The 19,924-nt window shown below is 35.3% G+C and carries 17 protein-coding genes; 12 read left to right on the top strand and 5 right to left on the bottom strand.

The genetic code is table 11. The annotated features are described in order from the left end of the window. Nucleotides 1-208 precede the first annotated feature (208 nt). The 12 genes from porU (at nucleotide 209) to ACKC83_RS01850 (ending at nucleotide 15,426) form a co-directional block, all read left to right on the top strand. Nucleotides 209-4,063, top strand: a complete 3,855-nt coding sequence (porU, locus tag ACKC83_RS01905; RefSeq protein ID WP_434036838.1) for a type IX secretion system sortase PorU — start codon at nucleotides 209-211, stop codon at nucleotides 4,061-4,063. Between the two features lie 34 nt (nucleotides 4,064-4,097). After that, on the top strand, nucleotides 4,098-5,348 hold the full coding sequence (gene porV / locus ACKC83_RS01900; RefSeq protein WP_434036837.1) for a type IX secretion system outer membrane channel protein PorV: 1,251 nt from the start codon (nucleotides 4,098-4,100) through the stop codon (nucleotides 5,346-5,348). Between the two features lie 107 nt (nucleotides 5,349-5,455). Next, nucleotides 5,456-5,938 (top strand): cytidine deaminase, encoded by a 483-nt coding sequence (cdd, locus tag ACKC83_RS01895; protein WP_434036836.1) that lies wholly within the window; start codon nucleotides 5,456-5,458, stop codon nucleotides 5,936-5,938. An 87-nt stretch (nucleotides 5,939-6,025) separates the two neighbouring features. Continuing rightward, nucleotides 6,026-7,024, top strand: a complete 999-nt coding sequence (gene pdhA / locus ACKC83_RS01890; RefSeq protein WP_414035167.1) for a pyruvate dehydrogenase (acetyl-transferring) E1 component subunit alpha — start codon at nucleotides 6,026-6,028, stop codon at nucleotides 7,022-7,024. A 3-nt stretch (nucleotides 7,025-7,027) separates the two neighbouring features. Then, nucleotides 7,028-8,650, top strand: a complete 1,623-nt coding sequence (locus ACKC83_RS01885; RefSeq protein ID WP_434036835.1) for a pyruvate dehydrogenase complex dihydrolipoamide acetyltransferase — start codon at nucleotides 7,028-7,030, stop codon at nucleotides 8,648-8,650. A 163-nt stretch (nucleotides 8,651-8,813) separates the two neighbouring features. After that, on the top strand, nucleotides 8,814-9,494 hold the full coding sequence (locus ACKC83_RS01880) for an SDR family NAD(P)-dependent oxidoreductase (RefSeq protein WP_434036834.1): 681 nt from the start codon (nucleotides 8,814-8,816) through the stop codon (nucleotides 9,492-9,494). Nucleotides 9,495-9,496: 2 nt separating this feature from the next. Further along, nucleotides 9,497-10,144 carry an HAD family hydrolase gene (locus ACKC83_RS01875; RefSeq protein ID WP_434036833.1) on the top strand — a complete coding sequence of 216 codons (648 nt, stop codon included), beginning with the start codon at nucleotides 9,497-9,499 and terminating at the stop codon, nucleotides 10,142-10,144. Nucleotides 10,145-10,200: 56 nt separating this feature from the next. Then, nucleotides 10,201-11,136: a citrulline utilization hydrolase CtlX gene (gene ctlX / locus ACKC83_RS01870; protein WP_434036832.1), complete on the top strand. Its 936-nt coding sequence runs from the start codon at nucleotides 10,201-10,203 to the stop codon at nucleotides 11,134-11,136. 155 nt (nucleotides 11,137-11,291) lie between these two features. Beyond that, nucleotides 11,292-13,070: an arginine--tRNA ligase gene (gene argS / locus ACKC83_RS01865; protein WP_434036831.1), complete on the top strand. Its 1,779-nt coding sequence runs from the start codon at nucleotides 11,292-11,294 to the stop codon at nucleotides 13,068-13,070. 31 nt (nucleotides 13,071-13,101) lie between these two features. Further along, nucleotides 13,102-13,833, top strand: coding sequence for an ion transporter (locus ACKC83_RS01860; protein WP_434036830.1), 732 nt, complete (start codon nucleotides 13,102-13,104; stop codon nucleotides 13,831-13,833). A 128-nt stretch (nucleotides 13,834-13,961) separates the two neighbouring features. After that, nucleotides 13,962-14,354, top strand: coding sequence for a hypothetical protein (locus ACKC83_RS01855; RefSeq protein WP_414035174.1), 393 nt, complete (start codon nucleotides 13,962-13,964; stop codon nucleotides 14,352-14,354). A 46-nt stretch (nucleotides 14,355-14,400) separates the two neighbouring features. Continuing rightward, complete coding sequence (locus ACKC83_RS01850) at nucleotides 14,401-15,426, top strand: TQO small subunit DoxD (protein ID WP_434036829.1); 1,026 nt, start codon at nucleotides 14,401-14,403, stop codon at nucleotides 15,424-15,426. Between the two features lie 75 nt (nucleotides 15,427-15,501). Here the strand turns inward: ACKC83_RS01850 and ACKC83_RS01845 are convergent, their stop codons facing one another. The 5 genes from ACKC83_RS01845 to trpA form a co-directional block, all read right to left on the bottom strand. After that, nucleotides 15,502-16,551 carry a DUF481 domain-containing protein gene (locus ACKC83_RS01845; RefSeq protein WP_434036828.1) on the bottom strand — a complete coding sequence of 350 codons (1,050 nt, stop codon included), beginning with the start codon at nucleotides 16,549-16,551 and terminating at the stop codon, nucleotides 15,502-15,504. A 210-nt stretch (nucleotides 16,552-16,761) separates the two neighbouring features. Beyond that, on the bottom strand, nucleotides 16,762-18,285 hold the full coding sequence (locus ACKC83_RS01840; protein WP_038531717.1) for a carbon-nitrogen hydrolase family protein: 1,524 nt from the start codon (nucleotides 18,283-18,285) through the stop codon (nucleotides 16,762-16,764). 75 nt (nucleotides 18,286-18,360) lie between these two features. After that, a complete protein-coding gene (locus tag ACKC83_RS01835) occupies nucleotides 18,361-18,813 on the bottom strand; it encodes a tRNA (cytidine(34)-2'-O)-methyltransferase (protein ID WP_434036827.1) in 453 nt (150 codons plus the stop codon). A gap of 61 nt (nucleotides 18,814-18,874) precedes the next feature. Next, on the bottom strand, nucleotides 18,875-19,018 hold the full coding sequence (locus ACKC83_RS01830; protein ID WP_169740923.1) for a hypothetical protein: 144 nt from the start codon (nucleotides 19,016-19,018) through the stop codon (nucleotides 18,875-18,877). Nucleotides 19,019-19,113: 95 nt separating this feature from the next. Beyond that, nucleotides 19,114-19,884: a tryptophan synthase subunit alpha gene (gene trpA / locus ACKC83_RS01825; protein ID WP_434036826.1), complete on the bottom strand. Its 771-nt coding sequence runs from the start codon at nucleotides 19,882-19,884 to the stop codon at nucleotides 19,114-19,116. Nucleotides 19,885-19,924 lie beyond the last annotated feature (40 nt).

Below are 19,924 nucleotides of genomic sequence, written 5' to 3'. Positions count from 1 at the left end.
CAAGCGTTAAAGATGTTTTTGAATTAAAAAAAAATGCGTTTTAACCTGATTTTTAGTCATTACGTCGATGATTTTTTTCTGCTGATATTCATGTTCTTGAGTATCCTAATAACACTCTTTTACTAAAATATTATTGTACTTTTGGATCGTTTCTTAAATTAAAACTGAGGTTTTATAATTTTATTGTATGTTAAACGTTATTTTAATAATGAAAAAAACAACCGTTTTACTTCTTTTATTCCTTTCATTTATAGGGTATTCTCAACAAAAACAATTTCAATTAAATTGGGAAGGATACAATACAATAACTTCAGGTCGATTTACGATTCAAGTTCCGGGGTTTAATGCAGAGAATTTTGATTTTAGTGTTGAAGAGGGTTTGAAATTCGTGGCGCAATGGGAATTAAATACAGCTTTAAATGAAAATTCGGCCAAATTGGAAGATATTACTTACGCTTCAATCTCGAAATCGGAATTGAAAGGACTGGATATTTCTACAATTCCTGAGGCATTGGAATTTCAACTTTCTAAATCCGAAGCACGCTTTAAACCTTATGGCATTTTAGAAATGTCTCCTATTATTAAGGATGGCGAAAATACATTTAAAAAAATTACATCTTTTACGTTGTCGTATGCCACAACAGATGCTCGTAGTAGTACGAATAGAGTTGTTGCATCTACCAATAGTGTATATAGTTCTGTTTTAAAAACGGGAGAATGGTATAAGTTTTATATCGATACCACAGGTGTTTACAAGTTGTCCAAATCTTTTTTACAAGATTTAGGAGTGAATGTAAATAGTATAAACCCGAAACAGCTAAAGATTTATGGTAATGGTGGACAAATGATGGCCTATAGAAATTCGGAAACTCAATTTTTCGATATTACCGAAAATGCAATAAAAGTAGTAGGAGAAGAAGATGGGGCATTTGACGATGACGATTATATCTTGTTTTATGCTGTAGGGCCAAAAGGATATAATGCCGAAAGTAACACAAACATAAACTGCTATACCGATAGAACGTCTTATTTTTTAAAAGTCGATGGAAACGACGGGCGCCGGATTCAGCCCTTTGTAAGTTCTAATAATCCTGCGACTCTTACTGTAGATACCCATCAGACCTATCTGTTTCACGAAACAGACGATTATAATTTGGTAAGTGTTGGGCGTCGCTGGTTTGGAGACCGCTTTGATGTGTCTTTGCAAAAGTCTATTAAATTCGATGTGCCAGATTTAGTGACTACCGAACCTATAGCGTTTAAAACCTATGTTGCATCAACTTCAGATAGTCGTTCTACCTTTGATGTGTCTTTAAATGGTTCGTCTTTAGGTGTTTTAAGTTTAAGTGGATCTAGCGATACGTCTTATGCTAGTGAAGCTTATATGGTAAGAAATATTCAGAGTAATAGCTCAGAAATTACAGTAGCTTTAACTTACGATAAACTAGGTAATCCAAGTGCTTTAGGCTATATCGATTATATTTCGTTAGAAGCGACGCGTGCTTTACGATTTAATGGCAAGCAATTTGGATTTTATAATAATCAGGTTGTTTCAAGTAGTGGAGTGGTGGAGTATCGTGTAGAAAATGCTTCAAACATGTCTGAAATTTGGAATGTTACCAATCCGTTTTCCATTTCTGCATTACCAAATACGGCCTCAGAAGCGGTGTTTAGTTTTAAACGTCCTGCTGGTAGTTTAGAAACTTTTGTTGCGGTAACGTCTTCAGACTATTATTCGCCTGAGCGCGATTCCAAATCTAGAGTAGATAATCAGGATTTAAAAGGATCTGTTTTTTTAGACGAAAACGGAAATTTTCAAGATGTAGATTATATTATAGTTGCGCCAGCTAATTACTATACGCAAGCGCTTCGTCTGGGCGAGATTAATAAAGCACAATATGGTTTAAACGTAAAAGTGGTCACCTTACAGGAATTATATAACGAGTTTACTTCGGGAAATCAAGATATTGTAGCCATTCGAAATTTTGTAAAATATGTTTACGACAATGCCAGTTCACAAGACAAGGCCGTAAAGTATTTATGTATGTTTGGAGATAGTTCTTACGATTATAAAGGGCGCTTATCTAATAATCAGAACTACGTTCCATCATGGCATGCATATTCGAGTTTTAGCTTAACAAGTTCTTTTATTTCAGATGACTTTTTTGGTATGATGGACGAAAATGAGGGCACCATGGCAAGCTCAGATCGTTTAGATATTGCAGTGGGGAGAATTCTTGCCGATAATCCAAGTCAAGCAAAAACCATGGTCGATAAAATTGAACGTTATTATAGTGAACCGTCTTATGGAAGATGGCGTAATAGTGTGGTTATGGTTTCGGATGATGTCGATGAATCGTGGGAATTTATTCTTGAGGAAACAACAAATAGTATAGCCGATGAAATTTCGGAAAAAAAACCGTTTATAAATGTAACTAAGATTCATTCTGATGCTTACGAGCAAGAATCTTCTGCGGGAGGAGATCGCTATCCGGCGGTAAACGAGGCTATGGTAAATGCTATGGAAACGGGTGCGTTAGTGGTGAATTATTTTGGTCATGGGGGAGAAGATGGATTGGCTCACGAGCGTATCTTTCAACAACCGGATGCACAGGCATTAACTAATACCTATAAAATGAATTGCTTTATTACGGTGACGTGTGAGTTTACACGTTTCGACAATCCGTTACGGGAAACAGCAGGAGAGGTTACGTATTGGAATGCTAATGGAGGAGCCATAAGTTTGCTTACCACAACCCGTCAGATTTTTGTTAGTGTGGGTATAGATTTTAATACAATTTTAAGTGAATATCTATTTTCTTATAATAGCACCGATAGTTATTCTGATAACGAATATCCGTCTATGGCAGAAGCGTTACGTTTAACTAAAACAAATCCAACGGTGTCTAATTCCAGTCAGAGGCATTTAGTGTTTTATATTGGAGATCCAGCGATGAAACTAGCCATACCTGAACCTAATATAAAATTAACCGAAATTAATGGTAAACCTATTTCGGGAGACGTGGATACTTTGGAAGCTTTAGGAAGAGTTTCTCTTTCGGGAGAAGTTGTCGATACTGCAGGAAATTTATTAACCGATTATAATGGTGTCTTAGCATCGACCATTTACGATAAGGATATAGATAGAACTACATTGGCAAACGACATCGATTATGTTATGGATTTTACCACCCTTGGTGAGATTATTTTTAGAGGTCAGGCTTCGGTAACCTCCGGTAAATTTAATTTCGATTTTGTAGTGCCAAAAGATATTGGCGTACCTGTTGGGTATGGTCGGGTTAGTTTTTACGCGAAAACAACTAATCCTATTCAGGATCAGAATGGTGCAAGTATAAATACCATAAAAGTAGGTGGTATAAACGAGAATGCGGCCGAAGATAATATTGGACCCGTTGTAAATTTATACATGAACGATGAAAATTTTGTAACGGGAGGCATAACAAACGAATCGCCTTCTTTATTGGTAAAGTTAGAAGATGAAAACGGTATAAATACAGCGAGTGGAATCGGACATGATATTGTAGCAATTATCGACGGCGATGAAACAAATCCATATGTTTTAAATGATTATTATCAGACAGAAGTGGATGATTATCAGAGAGGTGTGGTGACGTATCCATTTAAGAATTTAGAATCGGGATTACATACTTTAACTGTAAAAGCATGGGATGTTTACAACAACTCTTCGGTATCCGAAATTCAATTTGTAGTGCATAACCAAAATGAAGAACTGGTAATTTCAAATGTATTAAACTATCCTAATCCGTTTGTAAATTACACAGAATTTTGGTTTAACCACAATAGTTCGGGCCCTTTAGACGTTTCTATACAAATCTTCACTGTCTCAGGGAAATTGGTAAGAACAATTAATGGTCAGACAAGTAATAATGGTACATCATCTTTATCACGAGATATTGTTTGGGACGGCCGAGATGATTTTGGAGATAAAATAGGAAAAGGGGTATACATTTATAAGCTTAAAGTGAGGTCTGTATCCCTTAATAAAACAGTCGAAAAAATAGAGAAACTTGTTATCCTATAATAAAAATATATATTTGTTAAATAAACCAATTTAAATGAAAACAACACTATTAGCAATTCTTTTTGTCTTACTAGCCATTAATGTTCACGCACAAAATCCAACAGTAATAATTCCAAACGCTAACGATTCTAGAGTTATCACTACCGGAATGCCATTTTTATTAATCGCAGCCGATGCTAGAGCTGGATCTATGGGAGATATGGGGGTAGCAACCTCTGTAGATGGATTTTCTCAACAATGGAACAATTCAAAATATGCGTTTTCAGAAGCAAAACAAGGGGTGGCTTTAAGTTATACGCCGTATTTAAGTAGTTTAGTAAACGATATATTTTTAGGAAGTTTTACGTATTATAATCGTATAAACGAGAGAAGTGCCTTTGCAGGAAGTTTTAGATATTTTTCTTTAGGAGAGATCGAGTTTGTAGATAATGCAAGTTCTATACCTTATGATGTAAAGCCATACGAATTAGCTGTAGATGTTTCTTATGCATTAAAATTAAGTGATCAATTCTCAATGGGAGTTGCGATGCGTTATATGCGTTCAGATTTAAGGCTAAATTTAGGTAATAATGATGCTTCTGCTGCAGGTACATTTGGAGTAGATATAAGTGGATATTACCAGAGTGAAGAAGAAGCTTACAACGATTTTAATGGTCGTTGGAGAGGGGGATTTGCCATTCAAAATGTTGGACCTAAATTTAAATATGATGAAGAAGGTGTTGAAAACTTTCAGCCTACAACTTTACGTTTAGGAGGAGGTTTCGATTTTATTTTAGACGAATATAATACCATATCTGTAACAACAGAGGTAACTAAGTTATTAGTACCAACACCTCCAATTATGGGTACAGAATACCAATATTCAGATGAAAACGGAAATGGTGTATACGACGAAGGTATCGACACACTAGGAAGTCAAGAATCTACAAATAATGGTGTTATATACCAAGGTGAATCTAATGATGTAAGCTTTATGAAAGGTATGTTCCAATCGTTTGGGGATGCTCCAGGAGGTTTTAAAGAAGAAATGCAAGAGTTTACATGGGCGTTAGGTGCAGAGTACATGTATCAAGATTCTTTTGGGTTTAGAATGGGGTATTTCCATGAAGCGGAGAATAAAGGAGCACGTCAGTTTTTAGCCCTAGGAGCTGGCTTTAAATACAATGTGATTAATATCGATTTATCATACTTATTCTCGACTTCAAAAATACAGAGTCCGTTAGAGAATACATTACGTTTTTCTTTAACGTTTAACTTAGGAGCCGGTACTTATAGAGAATACTAAACCGGATTTTAAATACTAAAATTTTAAAAACTATTGTGTCTAGCAATAGTTTTTTTTGTTTTAAATAGTTTTATACCTTTAGGAAAGACAACTTAAGATGTTTTTTAATGAAGATAAAAAAAATAGAAACGGAATTCGAAGTGTACGAAAATGTAAACGAACTTCCAAAAGACGTTTCAGAACTCATGGCAGAAGCCGTTAAAGCGCGTTTACGTGCTTACGCACCCTATTCAAATTTTTTGGTAGGTGCAGCCCTTTTACTAGACAACGGTGAGATAGTAACAGGAAATAATCAGGAAAACGCATCTTATCCATCGGGCTTATGTGCAGAGCGTACAGCAATCTACTATGCTGGCTCGCAATTTCCGGGCGCTAAAATAGTGCGCATGGCTATAATCGCTGGGTCTGTTAAAAACAAAACCACGACTCCAATACCGCCTTGTGGGGCATGCAGACAAGCCATTTTGGAATATGAAATTAACCAGGAGCTTCCAATAGATATTTATTTTATGGGAGAGTCTGGAGAGGTAATGCGTTCTAAGTCTTTAGCAAATTTATTACCTTTAGTCTTTGAAAAATCAGTTTTATAAATTTTTATGTAATTTTTACGAGATTCAGCTTTTTGGTTAACCACGAATGTGTTACTTTTGTTTCTCGTTTTTAAATTAACGCTACTCATGCAAAAAATCACAAAGGAAACATACATTAAATGGTATGAAGACATGTTGTTTTGGAGAAAGTTTGAAGATAAACTAGCTGCAGTATACATTCAACAAAAAGTAAGAGGATTTCTACATTTATACAACGGACAAGAAGCCATATTAGCAGGTGCATTACATGCTATGGACTTGTCTAAGGATAAAATGATAACCGCCTATCGAAACCACGTACAGCCTATTGGTATGGGAGTGGATCCGAAGCGTGTTATGGCAGAATTATTTGGAAAGGCAACAGGAACATCTCAAGGTTTAGGTGGATCTATGCATATCTTTTCAAAAGAACACCGTTTTTATGGAGGACATGGAATTGTAGGAGGACAGATTCCTTTAGGTGCAGGTATTGCTTTTGGTGATAAATATCATGGTAGTGATGCCGTTACACTTTGTTGTTTTGGTGATGGTGCTGCGCGTCAAGGATCACTTCACGAAACATTTAACTTAGCGATGTTATGGAATTTACCAGTTGTTTTTGTTTGCGAAAACAATGGTTATGCAATGGGAACTTCGGTTAAGCGTACTGCTTCTCACGAAGAGATTTGGAAATTAGGTTTAGGGTACGAAATGCCTTGTGGACCAGTAGATGGAATGAATCCAGTAAAAGTTGCTGAAGCTTTCGACGAAGCTATTCAGAGAGCTCGAAGTGGAGGAGGACCAACTTTCTTAGAATTAAAAACGTACCGTTATAGAGGTCACTCAATGAGTGATGCACAACATTACCGTACAAAAGCTGAAGTAGAAGAGTACAAGAAAATAGATCCTATAACACAAGTAAAGGATATTATTCTTTCTAAGAAATATATGAAAGAAGAAGATCTTAAAAAGATCGATGCAGACGTTAAAAAACGTGTACTTGAATGTGAAAAATTCGCAGACGAGTCTCCTTATCCAGATAAGAGTGTAATGTACGATGTTGTCTACGAACAAGAAGATTATCCATTTTTACAACATAAAATATAAGCTATGGCTGAAATTATTAACATGCCTCGTTTGAGCGATACCATGGAAGAAGGTACTGTTGCAACGTGGTTGAAAAAAGTTGGAGATAAAATATCTGAAGGTGATATCCTTGCGGAAATCGAAACAGATAAAGCAACAATGGAATTTGAATCGTTCCATGAAGGTACTTTACTTTATATTGGTGTCCAAGAAGGAGAAACAACTAAAGTAGATGAATTATTAGCTATAATTGGTGAAGAAGGTGAAGACATTTCTGCACTAACTAGTGGTGGTAGTGCACCAGCTGCAACTGAAGAAACAACAACTGAAGCACCAACAGAAGAAGCTCCTGCAGCGTCTACAGAAAGTGCAGAACTTCCAGAAGGTGTTATCGTGGTTACCATGCCTCGTTTAAGCGATACCATGGAAGAAGGTACGGTTGCGACTTGGTTGAAAAAAGAAGGTGATACTGTAGAAGAAGGAGATATCCTTGCAGAGATTGAAACGGATAAAGCCACTATGGAATTCGAATCTTTCAACTCAGGAACTTTATTATATATTGGATTACAAGAAGGAGAGTCTGCAAAAGTAGATTCATTATTAGCAATTATTGGCCCTGCAGGAACAGATGTTTCTGGTGTAGCTAGTAATTTTGGTGCAGCACCTGCTGCTCCTGCCCCTAAGGCAGAAGCGCCTAAAGCTGCCGCTCCAAAAGCAGAGGCTCCAAAAGCCGCTCCTGCTGCTAAAGCTACCGCACCAGCAGCAACGCCTAAAGCGACTAACGATGGCGGACGTGTATTCGTGTCTCCGTTAGCTAAGAAAATTGCAGAAGAAAAAGGATTTAATATCGCAGACATACCTGGTTCAGGAGAAAGTGGACGTGTTATTAAACGTGATGTTGAAAACTTCGTGCCTAAAGCTGCTGCACCTGCTGCCGCTGCCGGAACTGCTGCACCTGCCTCAGAAGAGAGTTTTGAAGAAATTAAAAACTCGAACATGCGTAAGGCGATTGCAAAGAACTTAGCGAAATCTAAATTCTCTGCACCTCACTATTATTTAAATGTTGAGTTTGATATGGACAATGCTATTGCATTCCGTAAGGAAGTAAATGCTGTTCCAGATACTAAAATTTCATTTAACGATATCGTAGTTAAAGCTTGTGCAATGGCTTTAAAAGAACATCCTCAAGTAAATTCTCAGTGGTTTGACGACAAGATGAGATTAAACAACCACGTACACATTGGTGTAGCGGTTGCTGTTGAAGATGGTCTTCTTGTACCAGTCGTAAAATTTGCAGATCAACGCAAATTAACGCAAATTGGTGCTGCTGTTAAAGAATATGCTATCAAAGCTAAAACTAAGAAGTTATCTTTAGAAGAAATGGAAGGTAGTACATTTACTATCTCTAACTTAGGTATGTTCGGTATAGATTCATTTACATCTATTATCAACCAACCTAACTCAGCAATTCTTTCTGTTGGAGCAATTGTTCAAAAACCAGTTGTAAAAGATGGAGCTATTGTAGTAGGTAATACTATGAAACTTTGTTTAGCTGCCGATCACAGAACGATCGATGGTGCTACTGGAGCTCAATTCCTTCAAACATTAAAAGGATATATTGAAAACCCAATTTCGATGTTATTATAATCGGAGTTAAAACATATTTAAAAAAGCCATCCTTGTGATGGCTTTTTTTATACCTAAAATGTTGCTTTTATATAAAGTCTTACTAAAAGCCGATGTCAATTCAATGTGGACAAGTATATTTGTTATAGGTATTATTTTGAATATTTAACCCGCATATTACATTATGAAAAACGTTATTATTACAGGAACAAGTCGTGGCATCGGACTAGAACTCGTAAAGTATTTTGCTGAAGCCGGACATCAGGTGTTAGCTTTATCGAGAAATGAAAAACCGATATCAGATTTGAAACTTAAGAATGTCAGTACTTTTAGTTTCAATCTAGAAAACGACGCCGATTATGAAAAAGTAAAGACTTACGTAAAATCAAATTGGGAACAAGTCGATGTTCTAATTCATAATGCAGGAGCTTTGGTTAATAAACCATTTTCAGAATTAACAAAAGCCGACTTTCTAACTGTTTATAATGCCAATGTTTTTGGGGTTGCTCAGTTAACACAAACCATACTTCCGTTTATGGTTAAAGGTAGCCACATGGTAACCGTGAGTTCTATGGGTGGGATTCAGGGAAGTATGAAATTCCCAGGATTAGCAGCTTACAGTTCTAGTAAAGGTGCCGTAATTACGTTATCAGAACTTTTGGCAGAAGAATATAAAGATTCCGGAATTGCATTTAACGTATTGGCTTTAGGCGCCGTGCAAACAGAAATGCTGGAGGAAGCCTTTCCTGGTTATATCGCACCAACAACAGCAGAAGGTATGGCGAGTTATATTTTTAATTTTTCATTAACAGGTCATGCTTTCTATAATGGGAAAGTATTACAAGTGTCCTCCACAACTCCATAATTATGAGTAAATATAAATGTGTAATATTCGATTGTGATGGCGTGCTGGTAGATAGTGAAGCCCTAAGTAATGGGGTGTTATCTGATTTAGCCAATAAATATGGTGCAAATTTAGATGTGCATGCAGCCATTAAGCTGTTTAAAGGCTGTTCTATGAATGCATGTATCGAGAAAATTGAAGACCTAATTGATAAGCCGTTACCAGAAGATTTCGAGACTCAGTATAGAACATTAAGTGTAGAAGCTTTTAAAGCCCACATAAAACCTATTAAAGGTATTAAAGAGGTGCTCGATAAATTAGAATTACCATTTTGTGTGGCATCGAGCGCTCTGGAAGCTAAAATGAGGCTAAATTTAGGATTAACAGGATTACTCGATAAGTTTGAGGGACGTTTATTTAGTTGTTATACTATTCAGAAATGGAAACCAGACCCAGCGATTTTTTTATGGGCTGCAGAATCTATGGGATTTAAACCAGAAGAATGTGTGGTTATAGAAGATAGTTATTCGGGAGTTACGGCGGCAAAAGCAGGCGGATTTGATGTGTTTGGTTACACTGCAGACGATATCCATAACCAGTTAAAAGGCTATCCAACTTTGGAGTTTGATAATATGAATCAATTAATTTCTTTAATTAAAAACGCGAAGTAAAAGAAGCGTATACCTAACGGAAAAAAGACTAATTTTGCTCGAAATTTGTCACAAATATGCAACATACTACAGATACCATTTTAATGGTCCGTCCAGTTAATTTCAGAATGAATGAACAGACCGCTGTAAATAATTACTATCAAACCGCTATGAAAGGTGTTTTACCAGAAACGGTAAATGCTAAGGCACAACTAGAATTTGATAATTTTGTAGAGAAATTAAGGGCAATTGGGGTACATGTGATCGTAATAAACGATAATAAAAAATTAGATACTCCGGATTCTATTTTTCCTAATAATTGGATTTCTTTTCACGAAAACGGAACGGTTGGATTGTATCCTATGTTTGCAGAAAACAGACGATTTGAACGTCGCGAAGATGTTTTTGATGTTTTAGAGGAAAATGGGTTTGTAATTAACGATGTACTTGATTATACAAGCGCCGAAGAGGAAGGCTTGTTTTTAGAAGGTACCGGAAGTTTACTATTAGATCGTATAAATGGAAAAGCATATTGTGCTTTATCTGCTAGAGCCGACGAAGATTTGTTTATAGAGTTTTGCGAAGATTTTGATTATTTTCCAGTTGTATTTACAGCCTATCAAACGGTAGATGGAGCGCGAAAACCAATTTACCATACAAATGTAATGATGTGTCTAGCGGAGACTTTTTCTGTGATTTGTTTAGAGAGTATAGACGATAAGAAAGAGCGCAAGCAAGTGTTACAACATTTAAAGGAAAGCGGAAAAGAAGTTATTGCGATTACAGAATCCCAAGTCGAACATTTTGCAGGGAATATGCTTCAAGTTCGAGGAACAAACGATGAATTGTTTTTAGTAATGAGTAGTTCTGCATATCAATCTTTAACAGAAACTCAAATTAATACCATTACAAAACACTGTAAAATAGTGCATAGTTCTTTAGATACAATAGAGGCTTGCGGTGGCGGTAGTGCACGTTGTATGATGGCTGAAATATTTTTACCTCAAGCTTAATTTTTGAGGAGATAATTAGAGGCTAATAGAAAAACCTCGGTTATTCTTGGGGTTTTTAGTCGGTTGGAAATGTTTTAATACCGTTTCCATATTACAATATTTCCCTTTAATGTGATAAAAATAGTATCTTTGCGCTCTTAATTAAATCAATTGTAATGAGTATACAAGAGTCTTTGTCGCAACACGTCAAACAAGCCATAAAATCCATTTATAATGCCGAATTAGAAACTGTAGAGTTTCAATCGACTCGTAAAGAGTTTGAGGGAGATATTACTGTAGTTGTTTTTCCTATGTTACGCGTTGTAAAAGGAAATCCAGTTCAAATTGGTGAGGCTGTTGGAGCATATTTACTTCAAGAAGTAGATGCTGTTACCGGATACAATGTTGTTAAGGGATTCCTGAATATTGTAATTGCAGATTCTTACTATCAGAATTGGTTTAATAGTATTAAAGCAGAACCTACTTTTGGATATGTAACTCCTGTAAAAGACGCTAAGGCTGTTATGGTAGAATATTCTTCGCCAAACACCAATAAGCCACTTCACCTTGGGCATATCAGAAATAATTTATTAGGATATAGTGTCGCTGAAATTTTAAAAGCTTCAGGGCAAAACGTATATAAAACTCAAATTATAAACGACAGAGGAATTCATATTTGTAAAAGTATGTTGGCCTGGAAACGTTTTGGAGATGGGGAAACACCAGAAAGTACAGGTTTAAAAGGTGATAAGCTAGTCGGTAATTACTACGTAAAATTCGACCAAGAATATAAAAAAGAAATAGAAGCTTTAAAAGCTGAAGGACTTTCTGAAGAGGATGCTAAAAAGCAAGCACCAATTCTTCTTGCGGCACAAGACATGTTATTAAAATGGGAAGCTGGAGACGAAGACGTTGTTTCGCTTTGGAAAACCATGAATCAATGGGTGTACGATGGTTTTGAAGTGTCTTATAAAAATTTAGGAGTAGATTTCGATTGTTATTATTACGAAAGTGATACGTATTTATTAGGGAAAGAGTTTGTTGCCGAAGGTTTAAAAACAGGAGTGTTTTTCCAAAAAGAAGACGGATCTGTATGGTGCGATTTAACGGATGAAGGTTTAGACGAGAAAATCGTATTACGTTCAGATGGTACAGCGGTGTATATGACACAAGATATTGGTACAGCCATACAGCGTATAAAAGATTATTCAAATGTTGGAGGTCTGGTTTACACTGTTGGTAACGAGCAAGATTATCACTTTAAAGTATTATTCTTAATTCTACAAAAATTAGGTTTTGAATGGTCTAAAAACTTATTTCATTTAAGTTATGGAATGGTAGATTTACCAAGCGGAAAAATGAAGAGTAGAGAAGGAACTGTTGTCGATGCCGACGATTTAATTTCTGAAATGGCAGAAACAGCAGGAGAAATTTCTGAAGAATTAGGTAAACTAGAAGGATATTCTCAAGACGAAAAAGACGTATTGTATAGCACAATTGGTCTTGGTGCCTTAAAGTATTACATCTTAAAAGTAGATCCTAAAAAACGTATTTTATTCGACCCTAAAGAATCTATCGATTTTCAAGGAAATACAGGACCGTTTATTCAGTATACGTATGCGAGAATTCAGTCTATAATTAGAAAAGCAGATTTCGATTACACAGTCGATACACCTAAAATTGATTTACACGAGAAAGAAAAATCGTTGCTAAAACAATTGCAACTGTTTCCTGAAACCATTCAATTGGCAGCAACACAATACAGTCCTGCGATAATTGCGAATTATACTTACGATTTGGTAAAAGAGTTTAATTCTTTTTACCAGAATGTGTCTATCTTAGGGGCAGATCATCTAGATGAAAAAATATTTAGAGTACAATTAGCTCAAGCAGTGGCTACAACTATAAAAAATGCATTTAATTTATTAGGAATTCAAGTTCCTGAACGTATGTAGTGTTTAGTCCTAAATTTGTTTTAATAAAAATATGAGAGAAAAATTAAGAGTACTTGTAGAAGATAATACAACCAAGAAAGGCAAGTTATTCGATTATCTTATACAAGTTTTAATTTTATTTTCTCTTATTGCATTTTCAATTGAAACTTTACCTAACATTTCTAAAGAGACAAGAGCTTTTCTCGACTTTTTTGAAATGTTCTGTGTGATTGTATTTTCAATAGAATATCTGTTGCGAATTTATGTGGCCGAAAAACCACTAAAATATATTTTTAGTTTTTATGGTATTATAGATTTATTGGCAATTTTACCATTTTACTTAAACGGAACTTTAGATTTTAGAGCTTTACGTGCCTTTAGAGTGTTTAGAATATTCCGAGCTTTAAAGCTTATCCGTTATAATAAAGCATTACACAGATTCCATTTGGCAGCAAAACTTGTTAGAGAAGAAATTATTCTGTTTTTAATTGTCACGGGAATATTTGTGTTTATCGCTTCAGCAGGAATTTATCATTTCGAAAACGAAGCGCAACCGGAAGCTTTTGCTTCTATATTTCATAGTGCATGGTGGGCGGTAGTTACACTTACAACAGTTGGCTATGGAGATGTGTATCCCATTACTGCGGGAGGAAAAATATTTACTTTTTGCATCTTAATAATTGGAGTCGGTATTGTCACCATTCCAGCCGGTCTTGTGGCAAGCTCGCTATCTAAAGCTCGAGAAATAGAGGAGAAAGAAAATGAAGATAAATTGATTAAATAATTAGATCTTGTAATCTTATAATTAAAGTAACTAACGTATTAGCGATATCCTAATACGTTTTTTTTTGTCATAAATTTAACAAGGGAATACCGGTTTGAGCGCTAACAATTTCTATTTTTATGCCTGAGATGGCCAAAGTAAAATCACAGCATTTATTCATACAATTTTTCAAGATTTTTAGTCTTGGAATACTCTTGTTGTTATCTCCCTGTTCGGTTAGGACTAGTTTGCAATCCATTTTACAACTGGAACAAACAGAAGTTACTAGTAAAAGTAAAATAGCTCAATTAAATAGGAGCTGTGAGACACCTGAAACCTCACAATTAAATACTTCAGACTATAATAATGCGCAAGGCAAGATTGCTGGATTATTACCTTTAAAATCAAAGTACGCTGTTGCAGAATCTATAGCAGATTTAAAGCAACCAATTCTTTTTTGGGCACAAAGTAAACAAGTACGCCCATTAAAAATTCCACTTTACATTTTGTATAAAAATAAGAAAGATGTCATTTTAACGTAAGGATTAATACGTTTAAAACATTTTTTATTTTACAAAATATACAGTTATGAATACAAATATATCGCAGTCGTATACTACGGCTGGTATGTTCACTCTCAGCTTACGTTTAGTTGTGGGGTGGACTTATTTTTCTGCCTTCTGGCGCAGATTAATATTAGCAAATAAATTAGATCCGGAAACAGCAGGTTATATCGGGGAAAAATTCAATCATTTTTTACCAAACGCTCTAGGTATAAAACCTATAATTCTTCATCTCGTTGAAAACCCAGATTCACTTTGGTGGGCCATGGCTAGTTTTACAATTATAGAAGGCATTGTTGGACTATTAATTATGCTTGGACTATTTACGCGTTTAATGAGTTTAGGTGTGTTTGGTTTGGCTATGGGAATTCTATTAGGATCTGGATGGATTGGCACGACCTGTCTCGACGAATGGCAAATTGGAGTTTTGGGAATCGCAACAGGATTTACATTGTTTTTAACAGGAAGCGGAAAATATTCCTTAGATCATTACTTTATGCAGAAAGAGTCTCCGTTTACCAAAAAAACGATGTTTAAGTGGTTGGGTTCTGGTCCTCTTCCAATAGCAGAAAAATTGGTTTCTAGAGTTACTCTTTTTGGCGCTGTAGGCATATTGGGTTTAACTTTATTTACAAACCAATACTTCCATGGCGGCGTTTGGGGTACGTTACACAATAAATCTGTAAAGCCTAAAATTGAAATTTCTAATGCCCATATTAACAATGAAACATTAAGCTTTGAAGTTTTTAGAGTTGAAGGTGTCGACGTGTATGGCTCTTTTCTCATCGGAATTGATGTAGTGAACCAGAATAAGACCTCTGTATTCTCTTTAAAAGGCGATCACTTGGCGCAGTTTAATACCAAAATGATTAATAACAAATATGTAGCGAAAGTGAAACCTGGCGCGAATAGTTTAATTATCCCTTTGGGGGCGAGAGCCGAACTAACGTTTGGGGGAATAGAGCTAGACAGAGCGAATACAGATCGTTATACCGTAGTCTTAACAGATATTAGTGGCATAACCTGGGAACAAGATATTGTAATAGATTAAGCTGTGAAAAACGCTTAAAAACAAAAAACGTGTTAGAATCTCTAACACGTTTTTTTTATGAGTATTTTATTTGGATTAGTCTAATTCCCAACCAATGGTAGTTTGAAAAACATAATCGGTAGTTGATGCACCTTCAATAGGCTGACTGTCGAAGTTATGTGTTAACCCCAATTGCACGAAGAAATCTAATGGTAAATCGTATTTAACATTTAGATTTAAATCGGTTCTTACACGATCGCTTTCTGTTAAACTAGGATAAACTACAAATTTAGAGTATAGACTTATATCGTCATAATCAAACATGTTCAATTCTAAAGATAAAAAGGCTTCTAAACTGTTTTTTGTTTTAAGAGATGGGTCTGTGTAGTTTTCATTGGTCCAAGCTAAACCTGTACCTGTTGCAAAATATACACGGTTGGAATGAATAAAATATTTACCAATACCTCCTTGTGTTGAAGAACGTAGTTTTAATAATTGTTCGTCGTTAGATAAGAAATCTGCATTTGCTAAAGCAAACCAATCATGTTTCATAAAATATTTAGCTCCGATATTGGCATCGGTACGTTTGGTTTCATCTACATCGTCTTGATTACTTCTTACGGAGTTAAAACCTGCTGTAAATCCCCATTTATCTGCCGTGTAGCCCAAGTTACTTAAAATAGAAAACTGCGTTAAATTGTTGGTTTTAGCAAAATTAAATCCAATAGATAAACTAGCATCTACTCGAGAAATAAAACTACCTTTTATAGCTTTTATATACACGATATCTTCAATATCAGTTACCAATTCTATGTTACCCTGTACAAGTGTTACTTTTCCTTCTTCACCAGATGTAGATTTAAGATTACTGTTTATACGTCTTCCATCCGATAAACTCATGAGGTAGGTTTGGTTACTACTTACTTTTACAACTTCTTTCCATTTTACTTTAAAATCGCTGTCACTATACGGTGTTTTAACGGTTAATACGCCTTTAGACATTTCTTTAATTTCTCCAATAAGTTTGTCGTTATTCTTAAGGACTAAAGTGTCGTTTTGAGCCTGAATTTGAGAAATAGATAAAATTGAAAAAGCTAAAAACAAGAAAAATTTACACCAATTTGATGTTTTAAAGTGTTCTAACATAGGTAGTTGATTTAGTTAATATTTAAGCTATAGTAATCGGATTTATTAGATCGGCGCGAAGATAATAAACTTTGTGGAAAATGAAGGCGGTCGAATATTTTATCTTAAATTTTTGTTAATAGCGATAAGATTAATTATTTCTCGCGCATATAAAAAGCATCATATCTTTTGATATATGATGCTTTACTGTGTTTTGAAATTTATTAAATTCTATTTTTTTCTTAATTCAAAAATATCTTTTCGTCTATCTCTAAGGTTTTTAACGCTTCCAAATTGGTTAAGATTTCTAAGTAGGTCAATATCGACATCTGCTATTAAAATCATTTCGGTGTTTGGTGTTGCTTCTGCCTTAATTCCGTTTGCAGGAAAGGCAAAATCACAAGGCGTAAATACCATAGATTGCGCAAATTGTATATCCATATTGTGCACTTTTGGTAAGTTACCAACGCTTCCTGCAATAGCAACATAACACTCGTTTTCAATGGCACGTGCTTGTGCGCAATGTCTAACCCGAGAATATCCGTTTTGTGTATCGGTTAAGAATGGTACAAATAAAATGTCCATACCCTGATCGGCTAACAACCTACTTAATTCAGGAAATTCAGAATCGTAACATATTAAAATACCAATTTTACCACAATCGGTATCGAAAGCTTCAAGCTTGTAACCACCTTCCATTCCCCAAACTTTAGCTTCGTCTGGTGTAACGTGCAATTTTTCGTAGCGTTCGGTAGTTCCATCTCGTCTACATAAATATCCCACATTATACAGTCGGTTATCCTCGGCGATTTCCGGCATACTTCCCGTAATAATATTGATGTTATAAGATATAGCCAGCTTAGAGAATCGCAATACGATCTCGGCAGTATGTTCGGCTAAATTTCTAATCGCATCCGGTTCCGATAAATGGTTATCGTCTGCCATTAACGGTGCATTAAAGAATTCAGGAAACAAGGCGAAATCACTTCTGTATCCAGAAACGGCATCGACAAAATATTCTGCTTGTTGCATCAATTCATCCAAATCGTTGTAAGGACGCATTTGCCACTGAATTAACCCTAAACGCACAATCTTTTTTGTAGTAGCTGCTTTGGTTTCTTTCTTTTCGTAATAAATGTTGTCCCACTCTAAAAGCACAGCATAGTCTTCAGAATTGCTATCGCCTTCTAAGTAATTTTTAAGCACTCGAGTCGGGTGAAAATCGTTAGAGATTTGAAAGTTTAAAACAGGATCGTGAATCTCTTTACGTTTTACTTTGTCTATATATTCTTTAGGCGAAAGTGCGCTAGAATATTTATGGTAATTAGGGATGCGACCCCCAAAGGCTAGACCTCTTAAATTAAGGCGCTCGCATAATTCCTTACGGTAATCGTAAAGACGTCTACCTAAACGTAAGCCTCTAAATTCGGGTTTTATAAACACATCTACACCATAAATAACGTCTCCATCTTTATTGTGCGTGCTAAACGTATAATTTCCTGTAATATCTTTATAGGTATGTGCATTGTCAAACTGACTATAATCTACAATTATAGACAGTGCACAACCTGCTATTTGGTTGTTTATTTTAATAACAACTTGTCCTTCGGGAAATTGTGTGATTAAGGTTTCTATTTGATGTTCACGCCAATAAGAATCTGGCATGCTTGTGTACGACTCAATCATTGCGGCTTTAAGTTCCTGATAATCGTCAAGACTTAAATACGCTAATTCAATATTTTCAATATCTTCCATGAAAATCTGTTTACTAGTATTTTAGGGGCGAAATGTACAAATTAATTAATCAGCTTTTTAAATTAAATTGAGGTGTTAACTTAATTTTTTCAGGCCTTCGTAAACCACTATTCCGACAGCATTTGCAAGGTTTAAGCTACGTACATGTTCACTAAAAAGCGGAATTTTAAAAAGATCGTTTTTATATGTTTTAATAAGATCTTTAGGAAGACCAACAGATTCTTTTCCAAAGATGAGAAACATATCATCTTCAAAATCGATGTCCCAATGATTCTTTTCTCCATGACTAGATAAAAATGCCATTTTTTTGTTTTCATTTATTTTGAAAAAATCAGCAATAGAATCGTAATATGTCACATTTAAATGTTGCCAATAATCCAAACCAGCACGTTTTAATCGCTTGTCGTCTATCTCGAAACCAAAAGGTTTTACTAAATGTAAGTTAGAGCCCGACGCCAAACTTAATCGACCAATATTTCCTGTATTATTTGGTATTTCTGGCTCAAAAAGAACAATATTTAATGGCATAGTATAGTAGTGAAGTAATAGAAAAAAGACTTTCCGTTTTCTGAAAAGTCTTTTAATTTAATTATTTTTTTGATTGTTGATCCTTAATGGTTTTCTTATCAATATCGAACGTGTTAGTATCCTGATTGGTGTTTGCCGTAGGATTCGTTGGATTTGATTGTTCTGATTTCGGTGTAAACTTCTTTTTGTCTTTTATAATTCCCATAATATTTCTTTTTTTTTATTTAAGTTTAAGATAAATAAAATCAGCGTATTAGGGTGTCAAAGTTTTATTAAACCTTTGTTAAGAGGTGTTAACTCCTATTTATGTGGTTTAATTCTAGATGTAAACTCTCCGATGTTTTTAATACCATGTTCTGTGATATACTTAATAAAAGCACTTCCAATAATAGCCCCTTTGGTATATGCTGTGGCTTGGTTAAACGTTTCTTCATTATTAATTCCGAATCCGATAATTTGTGGTGTCTTTAAATTCATATCAGAAATACGTTTAAAGTAAGCGGTCTGCTCGTCTCCAAATCCAGACTGACTTCCAGTTACACTCGCACTACTTACCATATATATGAATCCGTTAGAGATATCGTCTATAAACGCAATACGCTCATTTGAGGTTTGAGGAGTGATTAAAAAGACATTTACCAATCCGTATTTCTCGAAAGTATCTTGATAGTGGTCTTTATATTCATTTACAGGTAAATCAGGAATGATTAATCCGTCGATTCCAATCTCTTGACATTTTTTACAGAAGGCTTCAACACCATATTGTAGCATGGGATTAAAATACCCCATAATTACTAAAGGTATTGATACTTTTTTTCTGATGTCTTTTAATTGATCGAATAGCTTGGCAGTGGTCATTCCATTTTTTAAGGCTTGCGTAGAGCTTGCTTGAATAGTTGGACCGTCGGCTAAAGGATCACTAAAAGGTAACCCGATTTCTATCATGTCTACACCGTTTTTTTCAAGGTCTTCAATGATGCTTACCGTATCGTTTAAGCTAGGATATCCAGCGGTAAAATATATAGACAATAACTTTTTGTCTTCTTGGAGCTTTTGATTTATTCTGTTCATTGTAAATGAATAGTTTATATTCCCTCGAAGGAGGGAATCT

It is taken from the genome of Formosa bonchosmolovskayae (genome assembly GCF_051016085.1).
In the GTDB taxonomy this organism is placed as follows: domain Bacteria; phylum Bacteroidota; class Bacteroidia; order Flavobacteriales; family Flavobacteriaceae; genus Formosa.
The sequence above is the reverse complement of the archived record's forward strand: the minus strand, read 5'-3'. Positions and strand labels throughout refer to the sequence as shown.